Below are 18,777 nucleotides of genomic sequence, written 5' to 3' on the forward strand. Positions count from 1 at the left end.
GCTCGCGTTTGCGCGACCGCCGCTTGCTCCTTCGTCGCGTACGCGGCGGCCGCGCAAACGCGAGCCGGGCCGCGAACGACGGATGCTCGGTCTCGCTTCGCTCGAAAGTCGTGGTCAGGGTGCGCTGGGCGCGTAGGTGCCGGAGCGCGGACCGGGTGTGGGCGAGTGGGGCGGCCGGGTGTCGGATCGGTCGGCAGGGTGTGGTTCGACGTGGTTTTGACGGTCGTTCTGCGCGGCACGGGCGGTGATCGGCGGATGCTCGGTTCAGGACGGTATTCGTTCGGCCGCGACTTCGAGCCGTGTGTCCGGGGCCTTCGTGCGGGTGACGGCCGCTGGCGACTTCGAGGCGGTCACCTGGGCGGGAGCCGGGCCGCGAACGACGGATGCTCGGTCTCGCTGCGCTCGAAGGTCGTGGTCGAGGTGCGCCGGGGCGCTGATAAGTATCCGGACCTCGGTGTGTAGTGCTGGGCGCATGTCGATTGGTGCTGGTGATGCGTCGTGGATGTGTTGGCTGGTCGATGTGTGCGTTCGTGGTTGTTCGGGTCGCTCCGCCGCAGGCGGATGCCGGGCTTCGTTCTGCCCGGACCTTCGTGGTTCGGTGCACGCGCCTCCGAGCGATCGGCGGTCACCGCAGGCCTGTGGCTTGGAGGTACCGGCGTCTCGGCTCGAACTGGTTCGGTGCACGGAGCGGATTCGGTGAGTGGCTGACGGGTGTGCGGGCGCCGCTGGCTGGGTTGATGTCGGTGGCCTTATATATCTGGGCTGCCGCGGCGGACTTGGCTGCGATAACCGTTGGCGCGGCTCGGTAAGCTGCTCATTCGTGGTTGCGCCGAAGTCCAAGGATGCTGTGCTGGATAGACGTACCCGATTGCTGGCCGCCGCGGCGGTGACGCTCGGGGGGCTGTCGGATGTGCTGACGCCGCTGGGCGAGATGTTCGCGGCGCGGGGGCACGAGTTGTACCTGGTGGGTGGGAGCGTGCGGGACGCGGTGCTCGGCAGGCTGGGGACCGACCTGGATTTCACCACCGACGCGCGGCCGGACGCGGTGCAGGACATCTTGCGCGGATGGGCGGACCATCTGTGGGACACCGGGGGCCTGGCGTTCGGCACGGTCAGCGCGGCCAAGGACCGGCAGCAACTGGAGATCACCACGTTCCGCGCCGACAGCTATGACCGGGTATCCCGCAACCCGGAGGTGACCTTCGGCGACTCGCTCGAGGAAGACCTGGTCCGCCGCGATTTCACGGTGAACGCGATGGCGGTGCGGATCGGCGCGGACGGCGCGCTGGAGTTCGTCGATCCGCTCGACGGCATGACCGCGCTGCTCGACGGCGTGCTGGACACGCCTGCCGCGCCGGAGGATTCGTTCAACGATGATCCGTTGCGGATGCTGCGCGCCGCGCGGTTCGTCTCCCAGCTGGGGTTCGAGCCGCATCCCCGCGTCCGTGCCGCGATCACCGAGATGGCCGACCAGATCGACCGCATCACCGCCGAGCGGGTGCGGGTGGAGCTGGACAAGCTGATCGGCGGGGCGCATCCGATCGACGGCATCAACGTCATGTGTGAGACCGGGCTGGCGCAGCGGGTGCTTCCCGAGGTGCCCGCGATGAAGCTGGAGATCGACGAGCACCACCAGCACAAGGACGTCTACTGGCATTCGCTCACCGTGCTCGAACAGGCCATCGATCAGGAGGAGGGCGACCCGGACCTGGTGCTGCGCTGGGCCGCGCTGCTGCACGACATCGGCAAGCCCGACACCAAGCGCAACGAGCCGGGCGGCGGCGTCAGCTTCCACCACCACGAGGTGGTCGGCGCGAAGATGGTGCGCAAACGAATGCGCGCGCTGAAGTACCCGAAGCAGTTCACCGAGGACGTCGCCCGGCTGGTCTTCCTGCACCTGCGCTTCCACGGTTACGGCAAGGGCCAGTGGACCGACTCCGCGGTCCGTCGCTACGTCACCGACGCCGCCGAGCTGCTCCCCCGCCTGCACAAGCTGGTCCGGGCCGACTGCACCACTCGCAACAAGCGCAGGGCCGCCGCGCTGCGCGCCACCTACGACGAACTGGAAACGCGGATCGAGCGGTTGCGGGAGCAGGAGGATCTGGCCAAGGTCCGCCCGGACCTGGATGGCAACGCGATCATGGAGCTGCTCGGCCTGCCCCCGGGCCCCGAGGTGGGCCGGGCCTGGCGCCATCTGAAGGAACTGCGCTTGGACCACGGCCCGCTCAGCCGGGACGAAGCCGAGGCGGCGCTACTCGAATGGTGGAATACGAGCCAGCGCGATTAGGCCGAATTGAAATCACTATGGCTGCGGATGCGAGACCTTGACCAGGGTGAATCGCGACAGGGAAAACGTGAAATGAGCTAGATTCAAGGTCAAGGTCTCGCTCGCGATGGATTGCACCAGTTCGCGAAATAGGACGTGCACCCCGACGATTCGTATGCGTTCGGTATGGAGGTCCGTCCAATCCGGAGGTCAGTCTGCTTTTAGCATGTACCGATCGCAGTGGCATTTCGGACATCGCCCGGCAATGTTCCCACTGATCCGAGCCCTGCGGTTTGGCCTGCACCTACGCACCGGTGCTCGTCTGGCCACTCCGCAAGATCCACATTGATCTGCTGGCCCTGTCCAGTGCAGTTCTTCCAGTAGGCGTACACGGCACCCTGCGTAGGTTCCGTGTAGTACCCGCAGGAGGCCGCTATGGAGTGGAATTGCGTACTGGCATCCTGGGCTGAAGCGAGCGGTTCCAGGAGGAGAACTGGACTGGAGATACCGATCGCTGCGGCGAGTATCAGATGTAACTTCTTCATTGCATATATCTCCATTATCGGAACAAGTGTATCGGCAACATGTCGGGTGAAAATATTACTCCCCTAATTCAGGCAGGGGTCACCAAATTTAATACTCTAGCGATTGCCTCTGCTGCCGGAGCGTGCGCTTAGCTAGCGTAATGACAGATGGTTCGACGTACCAAACCCCCCTGGCTGAACTGATACTCAGTAACAAACAAATTCCAGCACAGTATCTATATGAAAGTCAACGGCTTAACTTTGTGGCTCAGCCGGGACGAAGCCGAGGCGGCGCTGCTCGAATGGTGGAAGACGCAGGCCTGAGTAGCTCAGAAGACGATCAGGGTGGTGCCGGCCAGGATCGCCGAGCGCATCTGGGCGAGGTCGAAGGACCCGGCGATTTCCGGCAGTTCGACGCGGAAGCGGATCAGGTCGCCTTCCCGTTGGGCGCGTACGATCCGCGCGTTCTCGGGCAGGTGCTCCAGCGGCAGAACGGGGACGTCGATCATGCGGCGCGGAACGCGGAAGCCGAGCCAGGTCACTCGCCGTACCGCGATGTCCAGGCGGTTGTCCGTGACCGACGCGTCCACCAGGGCGGTGACCAGTCGTCTGCGGTGCCTTGCTCGGATCAGCCCGCCGGAGTGCACGTCCAAGTCCCAGTCCAGCGGCTGGGTGTTGAGCCATCCGACCAGCGCCGCCGTGGTGACGGTGCCGATGAGGTCGAGCCGGGCGGTGCGCACCTTCGTCGGCACGCCCGGAATCAGGCGGACGCCGTGCGCGATCACCGTCACGGACTCGATCGGGTGATCGTCCCAGCGCAGCCGCGACAGCACGGTCTTGGTCTGGAAGTGCGCGCCGCGACGGCGCACCTTCAGCACTTGCAAGGTGGCGTGCAGGTTGTGACCGAGCAGGGTCGCGCTGACCTCCTGTCCGCCGAACCGGCTCAGGATGCCCTCGCTGAGTATGGTCATCAGCACGTCCGGCAGCAGCGCTGTGACGGTGCCCGCGCCGAGGTCGGCGACCGGATCCATCCAGGCCGTGCTGAGCGTGACCCACTGCTCCAGCCAGGACTGATCGAACAGGCGCTTTCCGAGATCGACGGCCCGAAGCGGCGACCAGGACTTCGGATCGAAATACGTGGCCATGATTGGATCGAGCGTACTTGGCCCGGGGCCCCGGACTCGTGCGCTGTGACCCAGGTCGCGCGGATCGGCCGTCCTTGCCTGGGTGAACGCTCGAGCACGAGAATCGAAAGGCCGGTCACACACCGCTGGGAGGACGCACATGGCGCTGGATCTGAACAGTGATCTCGGCGAGGGCTTCGGGCCGTGGACGATGGGCGACGACGCCGCCATGCTCGACATCGTCACCAGCGCGAACATCGCCTGCGGATTCCACGCGGGTGACCCCGCGATCATGCGCAGGACCTGTGGGCTCGCGGTGGAGAAGGGAGTGCGGATCGGCGCCCATGTGGGTTATCGCGATCTGGCCGGTTTCGGTCGGCGCGAGATCGCCGTCGCGCCCGATGAGCTGCGCGACGAGGTGCTGTATCAGATCGGCGGCCTCGACGCTTTCGCGAAGGCCGCAGGAGACCGGGTGCGCTACGTGAAACCGCATGGGGCCCTCTATCACTCGGCCGCGCGCGATCGGAAGCTGGCCGATGCGGTGCTGGCCGCGATGGCGGAGTACGACCCGCGGCTGGCCCTGCTCGGCCCCGCCGGAACGCAGTTGGAGTCGGCCGCGGAGGCTGCCGGGGTGCGCTTCGTCGGAGAAGGATTCGCCGACCGCGCGTACACCCCCGATGGCTCGCTGGCACCGCGCGGCACGCCGGGGGCGGTATTGGGGCCGCAGGACGCGGTGGCTCAAGCGATCTCGATCGCCAAGTCGGGAGCCACGCGCACTGCCGATGGATCCGGCGAGGTCGCGGTGCACGCCGCGAGTATCTGCGTGCACGGCGATTCGCCCGCGGCGGTGGAGATGGCCCGGCACATCCGCACCGCGCTGGACGAAGTCGGGGTGCCGGTGGAGTCGTTCGGCTGAGGCCGCGAGATGAAGACGACGGGCGCGGTGACGCACGCGCAGCGGAAAGCGGCCGAGGAAGCGATCCGGTCGGCGGGTGATCGGGCGTTGCTGATCACTCCCCCTCGGCGAGACACGGTGGTGGAGCTCGTCACCGCGCTGCGGGAGCGTCCGATACCCGGCGTGCAGGACTTCCTTCCGGCCGCGGAAACCGTACTTCTGACGCTCGATTCACCGCGCGCCGCGGAAGCGGTGCACCGGTCGCTGACCACGCTCTTGGTCACCTTGAACGCCGAGCGGTCGGCCGCTGTTTCCCGTGGAACATCGGCAGACAAAGCTCTCCGCGTCGAACCAGTGTCGATTCCGGTGCGCTACGACGGCGCCGACCTCGACGACGTGGCCAGGATGCTGGACGTCACGACCGCGGAAGTGATCGCCGCGCACACCGGGACGGTGTGGCGGTGTGCATTCGTCGGATTCGCGCCGGGCTTCGGCTACCTGGAATCGCCTGACGGACGGTTGTCCGTCGCGCGCAGAGCGCAGGCGCGTACATCGATTCCGGCGGGCGCCGTCGCCCTTGCCGGTGGATACAGTGCGGTGTATCCGCGGAGCACGCCCGGGGGGTGGCAGCTGATCGGGACCACCGACCTCAGGATGTGGGATGTCGAGCGCGACCCGCCCGCGTTGATCCGCGCGGGCGCCACGGTTCGATTCCTCGACGCGAGGGACGGCGGATGATCGTCGTCGAAGCGGTCGGTCCGCTGGCGACCATCCAGGATCTCGGGCGGCCGGGCTGGTTCGATTCCGGTGTCGGGCCCGCGGGGGCGGCGGATCGCGGGTCGCTGCGACTGGCCAATCGGTTGGTCGGCAACCCGGAGGGGCATGCGGCGATCGAAGTGCTGCTCGGTGGCCTCGCGCTGCACGCCGAGGAGCACGTCATGCTGGCGGTGACGGGTGCTCCGGCCCCCGCTACCGTCGACGGCAGGCCCGTTGGTCACGCGAGCGTGCTGGAACTCGAACCGGGACAGGCGCTGCGGCTGGGCTACGCGTCGGTCGGGCTCCGCAGCTATGTCGCGGTGCGCGGCGGCATCGACGTGCCGGAGACGCTCGGTTCCCGTAGCCGCGACACCATGTCTGGTTTGGGGCCGGAACCGCTGCGGAAAGGTGATCGCCTCCCGGTCGGATCTTCTCCGCACACGATCCCGGTCGTGGACTTCGCCCCTGTCGCCGAGTTACCCGCGGACGTCGTCACCGTGCGCGCCGTGCTCGGTCCGCGCGACGATTGGTTCGCCGACGCCACGGCCTTGTTCGCGGGCGAGTGGGAGATCTCCCCCGACACCGACCGGATCGGCGCCCGATTGGAACGTCGCACCGGCCCGGCGCTGACCAGGAAGGTCACCCGCGAACTGCCGACCGAAGGCATGGCGCTCGGCTCGATCCAGGTGCCGCCGAGCGGACAACCGGTCGTCTTCCTGGCCGATCACCCGGTCACCGGCGGATATCCGGTGGTCGCGGTGGTCGTCGACGCCGACGTCGACGCCATCGCGCAGACGCGGCCCGGTCAACCCGTGCGGTTCGTGCGGGCGGGCTGACCCCGGTTCGCTCCCGGCTGGAGCCGGGCGTGCATCAGGTACACGTTGTAGCTGTCCCACGCCGAGAGCATGAAGTACAGGTCCTCGCCGGTCGACCACGGATGGATGAACCCGCCGTAGGACTTCGGGTAGTCGGCGGTGGACACCAGCGGGATCGCGTCCGTCCACGCACCCTGCGGGCTCGCCGCGGTACGCAGCACGATCGCGCCCCGGGCCGAATCCAGGTACACCATCTGCCACTGCTCGGTCTTCCGGTCGTAGCGCACCGAGAGCTCGCTGGCGATGCCGAGCACCAACGGGGTGGCCTCGTTCTCGGCGGCGGGCGCCCAGGTGCCGCCCACCCAATACTGATACGCGGACTTGTTCAGCACCTGGTGCTTCGGCACACGCGCCAGCGCGATCGTGCCGATGCGTCCGTTGGGCGTGCCGAACATGTAGACGTAATCGCCCTGCGGCACCATCGCCGCGACCTGGAACTTGCCGAGCCCGAACAGGTTCTCCCACTTGGCGTGCTGGTCTTTCTTCCAGGTGCGCCCGCGGTCGTCGGAATAGGCGAGGCCGCCGTAGTTGGTCCACCACAGACCCGGTATGCGGCTCCATCTGTTCACCGACATGTAGCTGAGGTACTGCCGATTCCCGATGGCGAACCCGGAGGTCGGGATGGTGGTGGTCTCCCAGTTCTTGATCTTGCGGCTGCCCAGGATCTCAGCGGCGTGGCAGCGGCTGTCCTGCGCGAAGGTGTCCAGCGTCAGGCCGTCGGACAGATCGCGGTCGGTGCTGAAACCGATGACGTTGCTGCGCCAGTCCTGGTCGTCGTTGCCCGCGCCGCCGACACCCCAGCCTTTGCCGAAGGTGTCGCCGAAAACCACGGCGATCTCGCCGGGCGTCGTCTCCCACATGAGGCCGAGATCGGTGCCGTCGACCTGCCAGCGCATGTCGGTGCGGTTCTCCGAGCCGTGTCCGGTCACCTGGCCGACCAGTTGGACCGACTCGACCGTCGGCGCGGCCACCGGAGCCGCGAGCGGGCCGGGTTCGGCCGGATGTACGACCTGTGGCGGAGCTGGCTGTGGCTCCTCACCGGGCCCTCCGGGAACCGGGACCGGTATCGGCTCGGTCTCCGGCTTGAATTCGATGCGCGGCAGTTTGACCGGCGACCCGGAACCGGAGGAAGAACCGGAGTCATCGTTCGAACCGGAGCCGGAACCGCTGCCCGAACCGGATCCGGATGACGAGCCGGAGGAGCCGGGTTTCTCGTCGGTGCCCGTCTCGGGCGTCGGGCTGGGATCGGGATCGGGCTCGGGATGTGCGGGGTAGTCCCTGATGTCCGGGCACGGGTTTTCACACGGATTCTCCGGCAGCGGATCCGGGACGATCCGTGTGTTGTCGTGCGGTGGGTCGGGCACGGGGACCGGAGTGAGTTCCGGGATGGGGACGGGAATGTCGATCTGCGGCGGCAGCGGTGGCGGCGGAGGCTGCGCGGGATCGGGTTCGCGGTTGAGCGGGTCGAAACCGACTTCACCGCAACTGTTGACCGGCGGCGGCGCCCACGGAAACGGTGCGGCCTGCGCGGTGGGCGTCGGTACGGTGAGGACGCCGGCGAGCAGTGCGCCGAACAAGGCGGGTACACAAGGCGATTTGCTTCCGGATGCGCGCATCAGGTCGGCCCGGCCGCGCTCGTCAGGCGATCGGATGTCCGGTGGCGGACCGAGCCTCCCACGCGCTCAGCAGTTCTCGTACCGCATCGGGGTCGTGCACCGGAGAACCCATGTCGTGTTGTCTCCTGTCGGTCGGCTGCTGACGAGCCAACTTACCGGAACAACCGCTGGAAACGGGGACGGCGAATCGAAAAAGACCCGCGCAATGGAACCGGCGCCGGGCCGCGTGCGTCCAAGGACATATGAACGAGATCGAGTACGTGTTCGGCACCGGTGACGGAGTCGTGCACGTCTGGACGAGCGAGGCCGACCTGGAACTCGGCGACACGGGCGCGGCCGACGCGGTGCGGCTGGACTTCGACGGAGACGGCATCGCCGATGACGCGCTGTGGGATTCGGCTGGTTCGGGCCGCGCCGATATCGCCGCGCTGGATCTGGACGACGACGGCGTGCTCGACCATTTCTTCACCGATCCCACCGGCCTCGGCACGTGGAACCATCAGATCACCGGCCTACCCGGCGATACGGCGAGCGAGCCGCTGGACTGGAGCGTGCGCACGGACACGGAGGCGCCGGATCGTCTGCTCGGCGAAGCACGACTATCGGATTCGCGGCGGGATGCCGATCGTTCGGAGGACGACGCGTTGCCCGAGCATCTCGCACACCTGAACCGCGACCGGCGCGACCCGGGCGACGATCCGCTGCTCAGCTGACCGCGCGGCGGCGCGTGTTCAGCGCGATGGCCACGATCCCCGCGGCGTAGATGGCGGCGCCGGCCAGCACCACGATCGCCGATCGGCCGTCGTTCGGAATGATCAGGGCCGCGATCACGATCGCCAGCACGAACGCGACATTGAACACCGTGTCCTGCAACGCGAACACCTGGCCGCGGCGGGCGTCGTCGATGTCTATCTGCATGGTCGCGTCACCGGTCAGCTTGATCGTCTGCCCGGCGAGTCCCAGCAGGAACGCACCGATCAAGAGGAGTTCGTGCGCACGCTCCACCGCGGCGCCCGAGTCGGCGAACGCGATCGGCGTGACCAGCGTGAGTTGCACCAGCATCGCGGTGATCAGACCGGCCACCACGGTGCGCGCGCGGCCCAGCCGCGGAATGAGCAGCGGCGCGACGACGGCGGCCACCAGCATGCCCGCCGCGGTGGCGGCGATCGTGACGCCGAAACCGACCAGGCCACCACTGAGCCCGGAGCCGTCCACCGGGGTCTGGCGCAGCACCAGCACCATGATCAGCGTATTCATGCCGAAGACGATCCGATGGGTGCCGATGCCCAGCATCGCCGTCGTGACCGCTTTCGATTCCCACACCGCCGTGGCCCCGGTACGCAGACCGGTAGCGATCGCGTGCACGGTGTTGTCGCCCTTCGCCGCGCCGGGCGCCGGGCCGAGCACGCGCGGCCGGAACCCCGCCGCCAGCGCCGCGCCCAGCAGCGACCCGATACCGCTGATCGCCACCGCGACCGCCGAGGCGAAGTCTCCCGCCCCGATCAGTCCGATCACACCCACCGCGACGGCCGCACCGGCACCAGCGCACCCGGAGGCCACTGTGGCCAGCACCGAGTTCATCGGCACCAGCCACGCCTGCGGCAGTACGCGCGGCAGCGCGGCCGAGACGCCCGCGAGCACGAATCGGCTGACGCCCACCACCGCCAAAGCCAGCAACAGCAGCGGCGTCTCGCCGGCCCCGGCCAGCAGCCCTGCGCTGACCAGCGCGATCAGCACCGCGCGCAGCACGTTGGCGACCAGCAGCACGGTGCGCCGGTCCCAGCGATCCAGCAGTGCGCCCGCGTACGGCCCGATCAGCGAATACGGCAGCAGCAGCACCGCGAAGCCCGCCGCGATGGCCAGCGGATCGGTCTGCCGTTCGGGGTTGAACAGAATCGCGCCGGACAGGGCCGCCTGGAACATCCCGTCGCCGAATTGCCCTGCGAAACGCACCACCGCCAGCCGCGACACGCCCGGGCTCTGCCGAAGTGTTGCGCGCAGTCCACCCGGCCGTTGCTCTGCGGGAGTGAGGCCTTCGGCGTGACCAGTCGACACGTTCGCGAGCGTACTGTGTTCGCCGACCACGCCGCACCACGCGCGTCGGCGCCGACAGCGTCTCAGACCCGGTCGACCAGCGTGCTCACCGTCGCGCGCATGTCCGGCGCCATCGGCAGCTCGTCGAGCGTGCCCGCGTCGATCCAGGCGAACGCGTCGTGCTCGCCCGGCGCGAGGGCGACATCGCCGGGTTCCGCCTCCACGACGAAGCTGTATTTCCGCACTTTCGACTTGGTACGGGTGGCGTAATCGAATCCACCGAGGAAGTCGAGGACCGCGCGCATCCGCAGCCCTGTTTCCTCCAGCAATTCTCGTTCGACGCACTCGGCGAATGTCTCGCCGGTTTCGACGCCACCGCCGGGCAGTTCGTACATACCGCCGTGATAGTCGTCGGCGACGCGGCGCACCACCAGAAGCCTGCCTTCGCGGAACACGGCGACGCCGACCACGAAATGCGCGATGCCATCCCGGTGTGCTTCGCTGCGGAGTTGCTGTTCGATCAGGGCGAGGTCATCGGGGTCCAGCACGTCGCTACCTCCGGTTGTCGTTGTGACGCTTGGCAATCGGGGCCGGGCCGGGATATCCGACGAGGTGGCCCGACGTTTCGACGTACCGGTTGGTTCTGCTCGCCTGCCGTTCACCTTCCGGTCGCTCGCGTAAAATGCCGAGTGCGGCACAATTTACTAGGAATGCGGAGTACCGCGGCGGAAGTGCTCCTACCCTGAATGGCGATCGGTGCACGGTCCCGAGAGGAGGACCATGATGTCCACACTCACGACACCACACATCGATGTCCACCGTGGCGGCGACCGCATGAAGACGCGGGTCTCCTGGCTGGATTCGAAGCATTCGTTCTCCTTCGGGGAACATTACGATCCCGACAACACCCACCACGGCTTGCTGCTGGTCAACAACGAGGACATCGTGTCCCCCGGGCAGGGATTCGACACCCACCCGCATCGGGACATGGAGATCGTCACCTGGGTGCTCGGTGGCAGCCTGGTGCATCAGGATTCCCTCGGCCACAGCGGTGTCATCTACCCGGGCCTGGCCCAGCGCATGAGCGCGGGCACCGGCATCCTGCATTCGGAGAAGAACGACTCGTGGCGTCTGGACGGCCGCATTCCCGAACACGAGCAGCCGGTGCATTTCGTGCAGATGTGGGTGGTGCCCGACGAGCCCGGGCTGACCCCGGGCTACGAGCAGCTCGAAATCGACGACGAACTCGCGGGAGGTGGTCTGGTCACGGTCGCCTCGGGCCTGCCCCGCTACCGCGATCGCACCGCGATCGCCATCAACAGCAGCCATTCGGCGCTGCACGTGGCGCGCATGACGAGCGCGGAGCCGGGCGCCGAGCAAGTGATCGACCTACCCGATGCGCCATACCTGCACTTGTTCGTAGCGCGCGGGGAGGTGGACATGGAGGGGGTCGGCCCGTTGTATAAGGGGGACGCGGTGCGTTTGACCAGGTCAGGTGGCCAACGCGTGGTGGCGCGGCAGCCGTCGGAAGTTCTGATCTGGGAGATGCACGCGCGGCTCGGCGCCCAGTAGCCGGTTCGCATTAACATCCGTCCTCGGGAAGCGCGATCAGTAGGCGACCGCCGCGCACCCCGGACCACCTCGTCCGGACCGAGCATCGCGAGGCACCGACGGAGAGGAAGTCCATGTCGCAATATCCGCCCCCGCCGCCCGGTCAGTACCCGCCGCCGGGGCAATACCCACAGCCGCCGGGCGGCCAGTATCCGGGCCGGCCCGACTACTGGCAGGAATCGCCGAAGGGCCGCGGCCTGGCGATCACCGCGCTGGTGCTCGGCATCCTCGCATTGCTGTTCTTCTGGACGATCATCGGCGGCTATCTCTGCGGCATCTTCGCGGTCATCCTGGGTATCGTCGCGGTGTTCAAGGCCCGCGCGGGCACCGCGGGGGGTATGGGCATGGCGATCACCGGCATCGTCCTCGGCGCGCTCGGCATCGTCGGCGCAGTGCTGCTCACCGTCGTGGGTTACAACTTCTTCATCAACTCGGGCGGCAAGGACTTCGTGGACTGCGTGAACAAAGCGAACAACGATCAGTCCAAGATCGAGCAGTGCGAGCGCGAGTGGAATCAGAAGCTGCAGGACAAGTACAGCGTCACCCTCACTCCGCCATCCGCGCCGACGCCCCGGTAGCCGAGGCGCACGCCCGGGTCGTGGCGATCACCTCGGCGAAGTCGCGGCGAAAGTCGCCGTCCGGCGCCACGACCCAGGTTCGGTAGCCGCCGTGCTCGTCGGCGGGCGACGGCAGAACGATGTGGCTGCCCGGCAGTGCGATCGACGCGCAGATCCGGAAGAGGTCGGCGAACAGCCCGGTGTCCAGATACGAGTTGTCGGTGGGGCCGGTCAGGAAGGTCCAGCGGCACGCGCGTGGATGCGCGATGACCGGGCCGGGCCGAGGTTCGGGACCGGCGGCGAGCCGCTCGAGCACCCGGCGGCCGAACTCCGCGGGCATCACGACCGCTCCGACCGAGCCGACTTCCAGCATGATGCGACCAAGGATCGGGTCCACGAGTCCGTACAGCCCGTGGTCGCCGCGATAGCGACGGCAGCGAGCGAACGCGTCCTGGATCGACGGGAAATCCGTGGACGCGAGATGCCTGCCCGATTCGATGCGCGATGTACCCATGACGAACAACCTCGCCTCGCAGTGGTGGGACGCGTGCTCGGAAGAATCGATCGCTGTCTCGACCCTAGTCGCGGGCAAGATGCTTGACAATAGTCACCGCCCCGCGCGTCCGAGTCGGCGTAGCATCCCGACACATGGCACCCGTCTCGCCTACCGTTGCCCGCTGGGAGCTGGTGCTGCGGCTGCGTGAACTGCGGGAACAGCGTGGGTTCGACTCCGCGGGTTTCGCCAGACAGGTGGGCTTCACCCCGGCCAACTGGTCGCACGTGGAGAAGGGCAGGCGGGTACTGACCACCAAGACCATCGGTCCGGTGCTCGAACTGCTCGACGTGGAAGCCGAGGAGCGCGTGGAATTGCTGGCCCTGCTGGAGGCCAGCAAGCAGCGTGGCTGGTGGGCGAAGTCCTCGGCATTGATCGGACCCGAGCTGCAACGGCTGTACGGCATGGAATCCGGCGCCCAGAGCATCCGCAGCTACGACAGCCTCGTCGTGCCGGGTCTGTTGCAGACCGAGGACTACGCTCGCGCGCTGATCAGCGCCGACGTGATGATCCGGCCGGTCCAGGTCGAACAGCTGGTGGCGATCCGGATGCGGCGCCAAGAGCGGCTGCGCGGCGCGGACCCGGTGGAACTCACCGCCGTCTTCGGCGAGGGCACGCTGCTACAGCAGACCGGAGGTCCGGACGTGCTGCGCGGGCAGTTGGACTATCTGGCCGACCTGATCGAGGAACTCGACACCGTCGAGGTGCGCGTGATCCCGTTCGCGGCCACCGCCGGCGCGGTGCTCGGCGGATCCAGTTTCCACCTCATCGACTTCGCGGGCGAACAGCTGCCGACCTTCGGCTGGGTGGAGAGCGCGGTGTTCGGCGGGGCCGTCGAGGACCCGGATCTGGTCCGCGATCTACGCTTCGCCTACCTGCGCGCGGTGGACCAATCCTTGTCGAGAGTGGAGTCATTGGCCCTGATCAGGCGCTATTCCCGCGTGTAAAATCCTGCCCATGGCCATCACCGCACGGCCGGTACGCACCGGCTGGTTCACATCGACCAGATCGAACAATGGCAACCAATGCGTCGAGGTCCGGTTCGATGGTGATGCGGTGCTCATCCGTGACAGCAAATATCGCCGCGACCCGGCAAACCGCCATGCCGAAGAGCCCGTCATCACCGTCACCGCAGCCGAATGGACCGCGTTCCTCGACGCGGTACGCATCCGCGGGCGATCGGATGGCGAATTGAGCGCGCACCCCGCCGCCGACGGCCACACCACACTGCGCCATGGCGAAGTCACGCTCACCTACACACCGGAGGAGTGGGACGCCTTCCTGCTGGGCGCGCACGACGGCGAATTCGATCGTGTCGTCTTGCCCGCCTGACTTCCCATAGGACTCGCACGCTCCGCGCGTTCCCCACATCGACGTGGGCGAACAGACCAGGAAAGACGGTTCGAGGTCGTCGCGCACGGCCGACGCACGCGCTTGTCGGCATACTGGACACCGTGACTTCCGAACTGACCCGTCCTTCCGGTATCGATCTGTCCTACCTCGACGAGGACGTGCGGGTGCAGGACGACTTGTTCGCGCACGTCAACGGCAAATGGCTGGCAGACCACCAGATCCCCGCCGACCGGGCCGTGGACGGCGCCTTCCGCGCGCTGTACGACCAGGCGGAGCTGGACGTGCAGGCAATCATCCAGAATGCCGCGGCGAGCGACGCCGAACCGGGCAGCGAGACCCGCAAGATCGGTGACCTCTACTCCAGCTTCATGGACACCGACGCGGTGGCCGCCGCCGGGCTCGCGCCGATCGCCGCCGAACTCGCCGCGATCGCGGAGGTCGGCGACAAGGGTACTTTCGCTTCGCTGCTCGGCCGGTTGCAGCGCACCGGCGTCGGGGGCGCCGTCGCCGTTTTCGTCGACACCGACGACAAGGACTCCAACCGCTATCTGGCGCACGCCACCCAGTCCGGCATCGGCCTGCCCGACGAGTCGTACTACCGGCAGGACGAGTTCGCCGAGATCCGCGCGAAGTACATCGCGCACATCGACCGCATGTTCGCCCTGGCCGCCGCCGACCCGCAGGTCGCCGGACTGCTCCCGGAAGAACTCGACACCGTCGGCGCACGGGTCTTCGAGCTGGAGCGGAAACTGGCCGCCGGGCACTGGGATGTGGTGCGCCGCAGGGACGCCGAACTCAGGTACAACCTGACCACCTTCGACGCGCTGGCCGCGGACAACCCCGAGTTCGACTGGTCCGCGTGGACGGCCGCGCTGGCCGAGGGCGTCGACGCGGCAGGAGCCGAGCTGTTCGCCGAGGTGGTGGTCCGCCAGCCGGACTACCTGCGCGCGTTCGCGCGGCTGTGGGCCGACGAGCCGCTCGCCGACTGGCAGGCGTGGGCGGCTTGGCGGGTGCTCCGCGCGCGGGCGCCGTATTTGACCGACGCGGTGGTCGAGGAGAACTTCGACTTCTACGGCCGCACGCTCACCGGCGCGGAGGAGAACCGGGAGCGCTGGAAGCGCGGCGTCGGGCTGGTGCAAGACCTGCTCGGCGAGGCGGTCGGCAAGATCTATGTGGCCGAACATTTCCCGCCGCAGGCCAAGGCCCGCATGGTCGAGCTGGTGGCCAATCTGCGGGAGGCCTACCGCCGCAATATCGCCGAGCTGGAGTGGATGGGCCAGGGCACCCGGATCGCCGCGCTGGCGAAGCTGGAGAAGTTCACCCCGAAGATCGGCTATCCGGACAAGTGGCGGGACTACTCGGGCGTGGTGATCGATCCGGCCGATCTGGTCGGCAACTACCGCAGGGGCTACGCGGCCGAACACGATCGGGATCTGAACAAGCTCGGCGGTCCGGTCGACCGCGACGAATGGTTCATGACCCCGCAGACGGTGAACGCCTACTACAACCCGGGCATGAACGAGATCGTCTTCCCGGCCGCCATCCTCCAGCCGCCGTTCTTCGACATGAATGCCGACGACGCGGCCAACTACGGCGGCATCGGCGCGGTGATCGGTCACGAGATCGGGCACGGCTTCGACGACCAAGGCGCGAAGTACGACGGCGACGGCAACATGGTGGATTGGTGGACCGACGAGGACCGGGCCGAATTCGGTGAGCGGACGCGAGCGCTGATCGAGCAGTACGACGTGCTCTCCCCCAAGGGCCTGCCGGACGAGCACACGGTGAACGGGCAGTTCACCATCGGCGAGAACATCGGCGACCTCGGCGGTCTGTCCATCGCGCTGCAGGCGTACAAGATCTCGCTGGGCGATGCCGCGGCACCGGAGATCGACGGGCTCACCGGCCTGCAACGGGTGTTCTACGGGTGGGCGCAGGTGTGGCGCACGAAAGCACGGATGGAGGAGGCGATCCGCCGCCTCGCCACCGACCCGCACTCGCCGGCGGAGTTCCGCTGCAATGCGGTGGTGCGCAATATCGACAGCTTCCATGAGGCGTTCGATGTCAAACCCGGCGACGCGCTGTACCTGGAACCCGCTGAGCGCGTGAAAATCTGGTAGTTCCTCGAGCCGAGGCGGTCCGACTGGACCGTCTCGGCCGCGCGAGTGGTCAGCGCAGGCGGTCCTCCGTCCCCGCGTCGAAGAAGAAGACGTCCTCCGGTCTGGGCCGAAGATACAACCGGTCACCGAGCCGCACCTGGAAGCGGCGGTCGACGCGCGCGACGACCTTCCCGGAGCGGCTGTTCCAGTCCTCGGCGATGCCGTGGCTGTAGACGAACGACTCCGCGCCGAGTTCTTCCAGCAGTTCGGCGTCCACCGCCAGGCCGTCGGCGGGCTCCGCGGTGACCTCCCAGGACTCGGGCCGTACCCCGACTACCACCCGGGCGCGAGATCTCGCGGCGGGCGGCAGCGGTATTCGTAGGTCGCCGAGCACCGCCGCGCCGTCGCGCACCGGCGCTTCCAGCAGGTTCATGCCCGGTGAGCCGATGAATCCCGCCACGAAGGTATTCACCGGATCGTCGTAGAGCACGCGCGGCGCGGCGATCTGCTGCAACTTGCCTTCGCGCAGCACCGCCACCCGATCACCCATGGTCATCGCCTCTACTTGGTCGTGGGTGACGTACACCGTGGTGGTGCCGAGTCGTTTCTGCAAGGCCGCGATCTGCGAGCGCGTGCTCACCCGCAGTTTCGCGTCCAGGTTCGACAGCGGCTCGTCCATGCAGAACACCTGGGGACGCCGAACGATGGCCCGCCCCATGGCGACGCGCTGCCGCTGCCCGCCGGACAGCCGGGCGGGCTTGCGGTCGAGCAGGTGCTCGAGCTCGAGCATCTTCGCCGCCTCGCGGACGCGCACCAGCGTGTCGGCCTTGTTCACGCCCGCGTTGCGCAGGGCGAAGCCCATGTTCTGCGCGACGGTCATATTGGGATACAGCGCGTAGCTCTGGAACACCATCGCCACGTCCCGTGCCCGCGGCGGCAATCCGGTGACGTCCTTGCCGCCGATCAGGATGCGCCCTTGGGCAACGGATTCCAGGCCCGCGAGCATGCGCAGACTGGTCGACTTGCCGCATCCCGACGGACCGACGAGCACGACGAACTCACCGTCGGCGATGTCGAGTTCGAGCTGGTCGACGGCAGGCGTCTGCGCGCCGGGATACCGGTGCGTGACGCCTTCGAACTGCACGGTGGCCATGCTTGTCGGTCTCCTCGGGGCGAGCGCTACTTCGGCAGCTTCGGCGTGATCTGCCGATCGATGATCGCTTGCAGCTGACTGGTGACGTTCGCGAACGTGGCGGCCACGTCGGCGTTCTGCAGACCGATCTGCTCCAAGCCGGTGCCGATGATCTGGTCGCCGCCCGGTACGAACACCCGGGCGTAGTCCTGCGACTTGGTCAACGGCAGCTGATCGATCGCGACTTTCGAGTTGGGGTTCTTCGCGAGGAAGTCCTGCTCGCTCTGGTCGTTCACGGCCGACTTGCGCACCGGCATGTAGCCCGTGCCCTGCGAGAAGTACGCGGTGTTCTGCGCGTTGGTGACGAACTCGATGAACTTCAGCGCGTTCACCTTTCGCTCGTCGGAGATGCGCGCCGGAATCGCCAGGCCCGCACCGCCGGTGGTGACGCCGGGTCCGTTCGGATGCGGGAGGAAGGCGGTGCCGAAAGTCAGCTTGCCCTCGGCGTTCTTCTGGATGCCGCGCAGGTCGCCGGTCGAGGCGATGGTGGAGGCGATCACTCCGGTGCCGAAGTCCACCGCGATCTGCGGCTTGATGCCCGCGTACCTCTTGGCGTTGATCATGGTGCGCAGGAACGTGCCCGCCGCGATGGTGCCGGGGTCGTTGAACTTCAGCGTCCACTTGTCCGAGTACGCGCCGCCGAAGGTCCAGTTCGGGCCCTGAAAGGTCCAGGCGAGATAGTTCTTGGCGTCACCCCAGCCGTGCGCGAGCTTGCCCTCGCCGACGACCTCCTGCAGCTTCGGGCCCCACTCGTCGAACTCCTGCCAGCTCTGCGGGCCGCGGTCGGGCAGGCCGGCCCGGTTCCATACGTCCTTGTTGTAGTAGAACAGCGGGGTCGAGCGGGCGTAGGGCAGTGCGTAGTGCTTGCCGTTGAACTGGTAGTCGGCGACCAGGGAGTCGACGTAGTCGTCCAGCCGCACGCCCGCGTCGGCGAAGTGGCCGTCGAGCGGTTCGATGGTGCCGTTCAGCGCGTAGTTGAACCACCAGACGTCGGAGAGCACCACGATGTCCGGCAGATCCCCGCCCGACAGCGCCGCGTTGAACTTCTGCGACACCTCTTCGTAGTTCTTGCCCGCGTCGACCAGGTTCACCGTCAGGTCGGGGTACTTCTCGTGGAAGCGACGGATGAGTTCGGTCTCGAGCTCCTTCGAAGTGCCCGGGTGGTTGGACCAGAAGGTGAGCGTCTTGGCGTCGCCGGACTGTTTGCCGCCGCCTCCGGTGCCCGCGCACGCGGTCAGCGCCGCTCCCGCCGTGAGCGCGCCGGTCAGTCCGAGGAATCCGCGCCGGGTCAGCGCCGGGAACTGTGCAGTGGACACGTGGTT

General features: G+C 67.5%; 18 protein-coding genes. 10 read left to right on the forward strand and 8 right to left on the reverse strand.

The genetic code is table 11. The features are described 5' to 3' along the window. Positions 1–847 precede the first annotated feature (847 nt). Positions 848–2,287, forward strand: a complete 1,440-nt coding sequence (locus tag ABZW96_RS29200) for a CCA tRNA nucleotidyltransferase (protein WP_355078836.1) — start codon at positions 848–850, stop codon at positions 2,285–2,287. Positions 2,288–2,487: 200 nt separating this feature from the next. On the opposite strand, the gene ABZW96_RS29205 is transcribed toward ABZW96_RS29200, so the two are convergent. Together ABZW96_RS29205 and ABZW96_RS29210 are read right to left on the reverse strand one after the other, a co-directional pair. Beyond that, the gene (locus ABZW96_RS29205) at positions 2,488–2,826 is read right to left on the reverse strand and encodes a DUF6355 family natural product biosynthesis protein (RefSeq protein ID WP_355078837.1); all 339 of its coding nucleotides are present in this window, start codon (positions 2,824–2,826) and stop codon (positions 2,488–2,490) included. Between the two features lie 293 nt (positions 2,827–3,119). Then, positions 3,120–3,935 (reverse strand): hypothetical protein, encoded by an 816-nt coding sequence (locus ABZW96_RS29210; protein WP_355078838.1) that lies wholly within the window; start codon positions 3,933–3,935, stop codon positions 3,120–3,122. A gap of 139 nt (positions 3,936–4,074) precedes the next feature. Here ABZW96_RS29210 and ABZW96_RS29215 point away from each other — a divergent pair, with 139 nt between their 5' ends. From ABZW96_RS29215 to ABZW96_RS29225, 3 genes are read left to right on the forward strand one after another with little or no spacing between them, the layout of a single operon-like run. After that, positions 4,075–4,830 (forward strand): 5-oxoprolinase subunit PxpA, encoded by a 756-nt coding sequence (locus tag ABZW96_RS29215; protein WP_355078839.1) that lies wholly within the window; start codon positions 4,075–4,077, stop codon positions 4,828–4,830. A 9-nt stretch (positions 4,831–4,839) separates the two neighbouring features. Next, entirely contained in the window at positions 4,840–5,547 is a 708-nt protein-coding gene (locus ABZW96_RS29220; protein ID WP_355078840.1) for an allophanate hydrolase subunit 1, read from the forward strand. Beyond that, positions 5,544–6,401 (forward strand): biotin-dependent carboxyltransferase family protein, encoded by an 858-nt coding sequence (locus ABZW96_RS29225; RefSeq protein ID WP_355078841.1) that lies wholly within the window; start codon positions 5,544–5,546, stop codon positions 6,399–6,401. Before ABZW96_RS29220 ends, ABZW96_RS29225 begins: the two co-directional genes overlap by 4 nt. On the opposite strand, the gene ABZW96_RS29230 is transcribed toward ABZW96_RS29225, so the two are convergent. Continuing rightward, positions 6,371–8,056, reverse strand: coding sequence for a DUF4185 domain-containing protein (locus ABZW96_RS29230; protein ID WP_355078842.1), 1,686 nt, complete (start codon positions 8,054–8,056; stop codon positions 6,371–6,373). The genes ABZW96_RS29225 and ABZW96_RS29230 overlap by 31 nt on opposite strands. Before the next feature lie 242 nt (positions 8,057–8,298). Between ABZW96_RS29230 and ABZW96_RS29235 the strand changes: the two genes are divergently transcribed. Then, a complete protein-coding gene (locus ABZW96_RS29235; protein ID WP_355078843.1) occupies positions 8,299–8,769 on the forward strand; it encodes a hypothetical protein in 471 nt (156 codons plus the stop codon). On the opposite strand, the gene ABZW96_RS29240 is transcribed toward ABZW96_RS29235, so the two are convergent. Next, positions 8,762–10,057 (reverse strand): MFS transporter, encoded by a 1,296-nt coding sequence (locus ABZW96_RS29240; protein ID WP_355078965.1) that lies wholly within the window; start codon positions 10,055–10,057, stop codon positions 8,762–8,764. The genes ABZW96_RS29235 and ABZW96_RS29240 overlap by 8 nt on opposite strands. Before the next feature lie 116 nt (positions 10,058–10,173). Beyond that, positions 10,174–10,638, reverse strand: a complete 465-nt coding sequence (locus ABZW96_RS29245; protein ID WP_355078844.1) for an NUDIX domain-containing protein — start codon at positions 10,636–10,638, stop codon at positions 10,174–10,176. A 235-nt stretch (positions 10,639–10,873) separates the two neighbouring features. On the opposite strand from ABZW96_RS29245, the gene ABZW96_RS29250 reads away from it, so the two are divergent. Then, entirely contained in the window at positions 10,874–11,662 is a 789-nt protein-coding gene (locus ABZW96_RS29250) for a pirin family protein (protein WP_355078967.1), read from the forward strand. A gap of 113 nt (positions 11,663–11,775) precedes the next feature. Next, positions 11,776–12,279 (forward strand): DUF4190 domain-containing protein, encoded by a 504-nt coding sequence (locus ABZW96_RS29255; RefSeq protein WP_355078845.1) that lies wholly within the window; start codon positions 11,776–11,778, stop codon positions 12,277–12,279. Here ABZW96_RS29255 and ABZW96_RS29260 read toward each other — a convergent pair. Next, on the reverse strand, positions 12,248–12,772 hold the full coding sequence (locus ABZW96_RS29260) for a hypothetical protein (RefSeq protein ID WP_355078846.1): 525 nt from the start codon (positions 12,770–12,772) through the stop codon (positions 12,248–12,250). The two genes, ABZW96_RS29255 and ABZW96_RS29260, sit on opposite strands and share 32 nt — an antisense overlap. A 134-nt stretch (positions 12,773–12,906) precedes the next feature. Between ABZW96_RS29260 and ABZW96_RS29265 the strand changes: the two genes are divergently transcribed. The 3 genes from ABZW96_RS29265 (at position 12,907) to ABZW96_RS29275 (ending at position 16,284) form a co-directional block, all read left to right on the forward strand. After that, complete coding sequence (locus ABZW96_RS29265; RefSeq protein WP_355078847.1) at positions 12,907–13,758, forward strand: Scr1 family TA system antitoxin-like transcriptional regulator; 852 nt, start codon at positions 12,907–12,909, stop codon at positions 13,756–13,758. Between the two features lie 10 nt (positions 13,759–13,768). After that, positions 13,769–14,143, forward strand: coding sequence for a DUF397 domain-containing protein (locus ABZW96_RS29270; protein WP_355078848.1), 375 nt, complete (start codon positions 13,769–13,771; stop codon positions 14,141–14,143). A gap of 122 nt (positions 14,144–14,265) precedes the next feature. Continuing rightward, the gene (locus tag ABZW96_RS29275) at positions 14,266–16,284 is read left to right on the forward strand and encodes a M13-type metalloendopeptidase (RefSeq protein ID WP_355078849.1); all 2,019 of its coding nucleotides are present in this window, start codon (positions 14,266–14,268) and stop codon (positions 16,282–16,284) included. A gap of 49 nt (positions 16,285–16,333) precedes the next feature. On the opposite strand, the gene ABZW96_RS29280 is transcribed toward ABZW96_RS29275, so the two are convergent. Continuing rightward, positions 16,334–17,416 (reverse strand): ABC transporter ATP-binding protein, encoded by a 1,083-nt coding sequence (locus tag ABZW96_RS29280; protein WP_355078850.1) that lies wholly within the window; start codon positions 17,414–17,416, stop codon positions 16,334–16,336. 26 nt (positions 17,417–17,442) lie between these two features. Further along, positions 17,443–18,771: an ABC transporter substrate-binding protein gene (locus ABZW96_RS29285; protein ID WP_355078851.1), complete on the reverse strand. Its 1,329-nt coding sequence runs from the start codon at positions 18,769–18,771 to the stop codon at positions 17,443–17,445. Positions 18,772–18,777: the final 6 nt, after the last annotated feature.

This window comes from Nocardia sp. NPDC004168, from assembly GCF_040610355.1.
Classification (GTDB): Bacteria; Actinomycetota; Actinomycetes; order Mycobacteriales; family Mycobacteriaceae; genus Nocardia; species Nocardia sichangensis.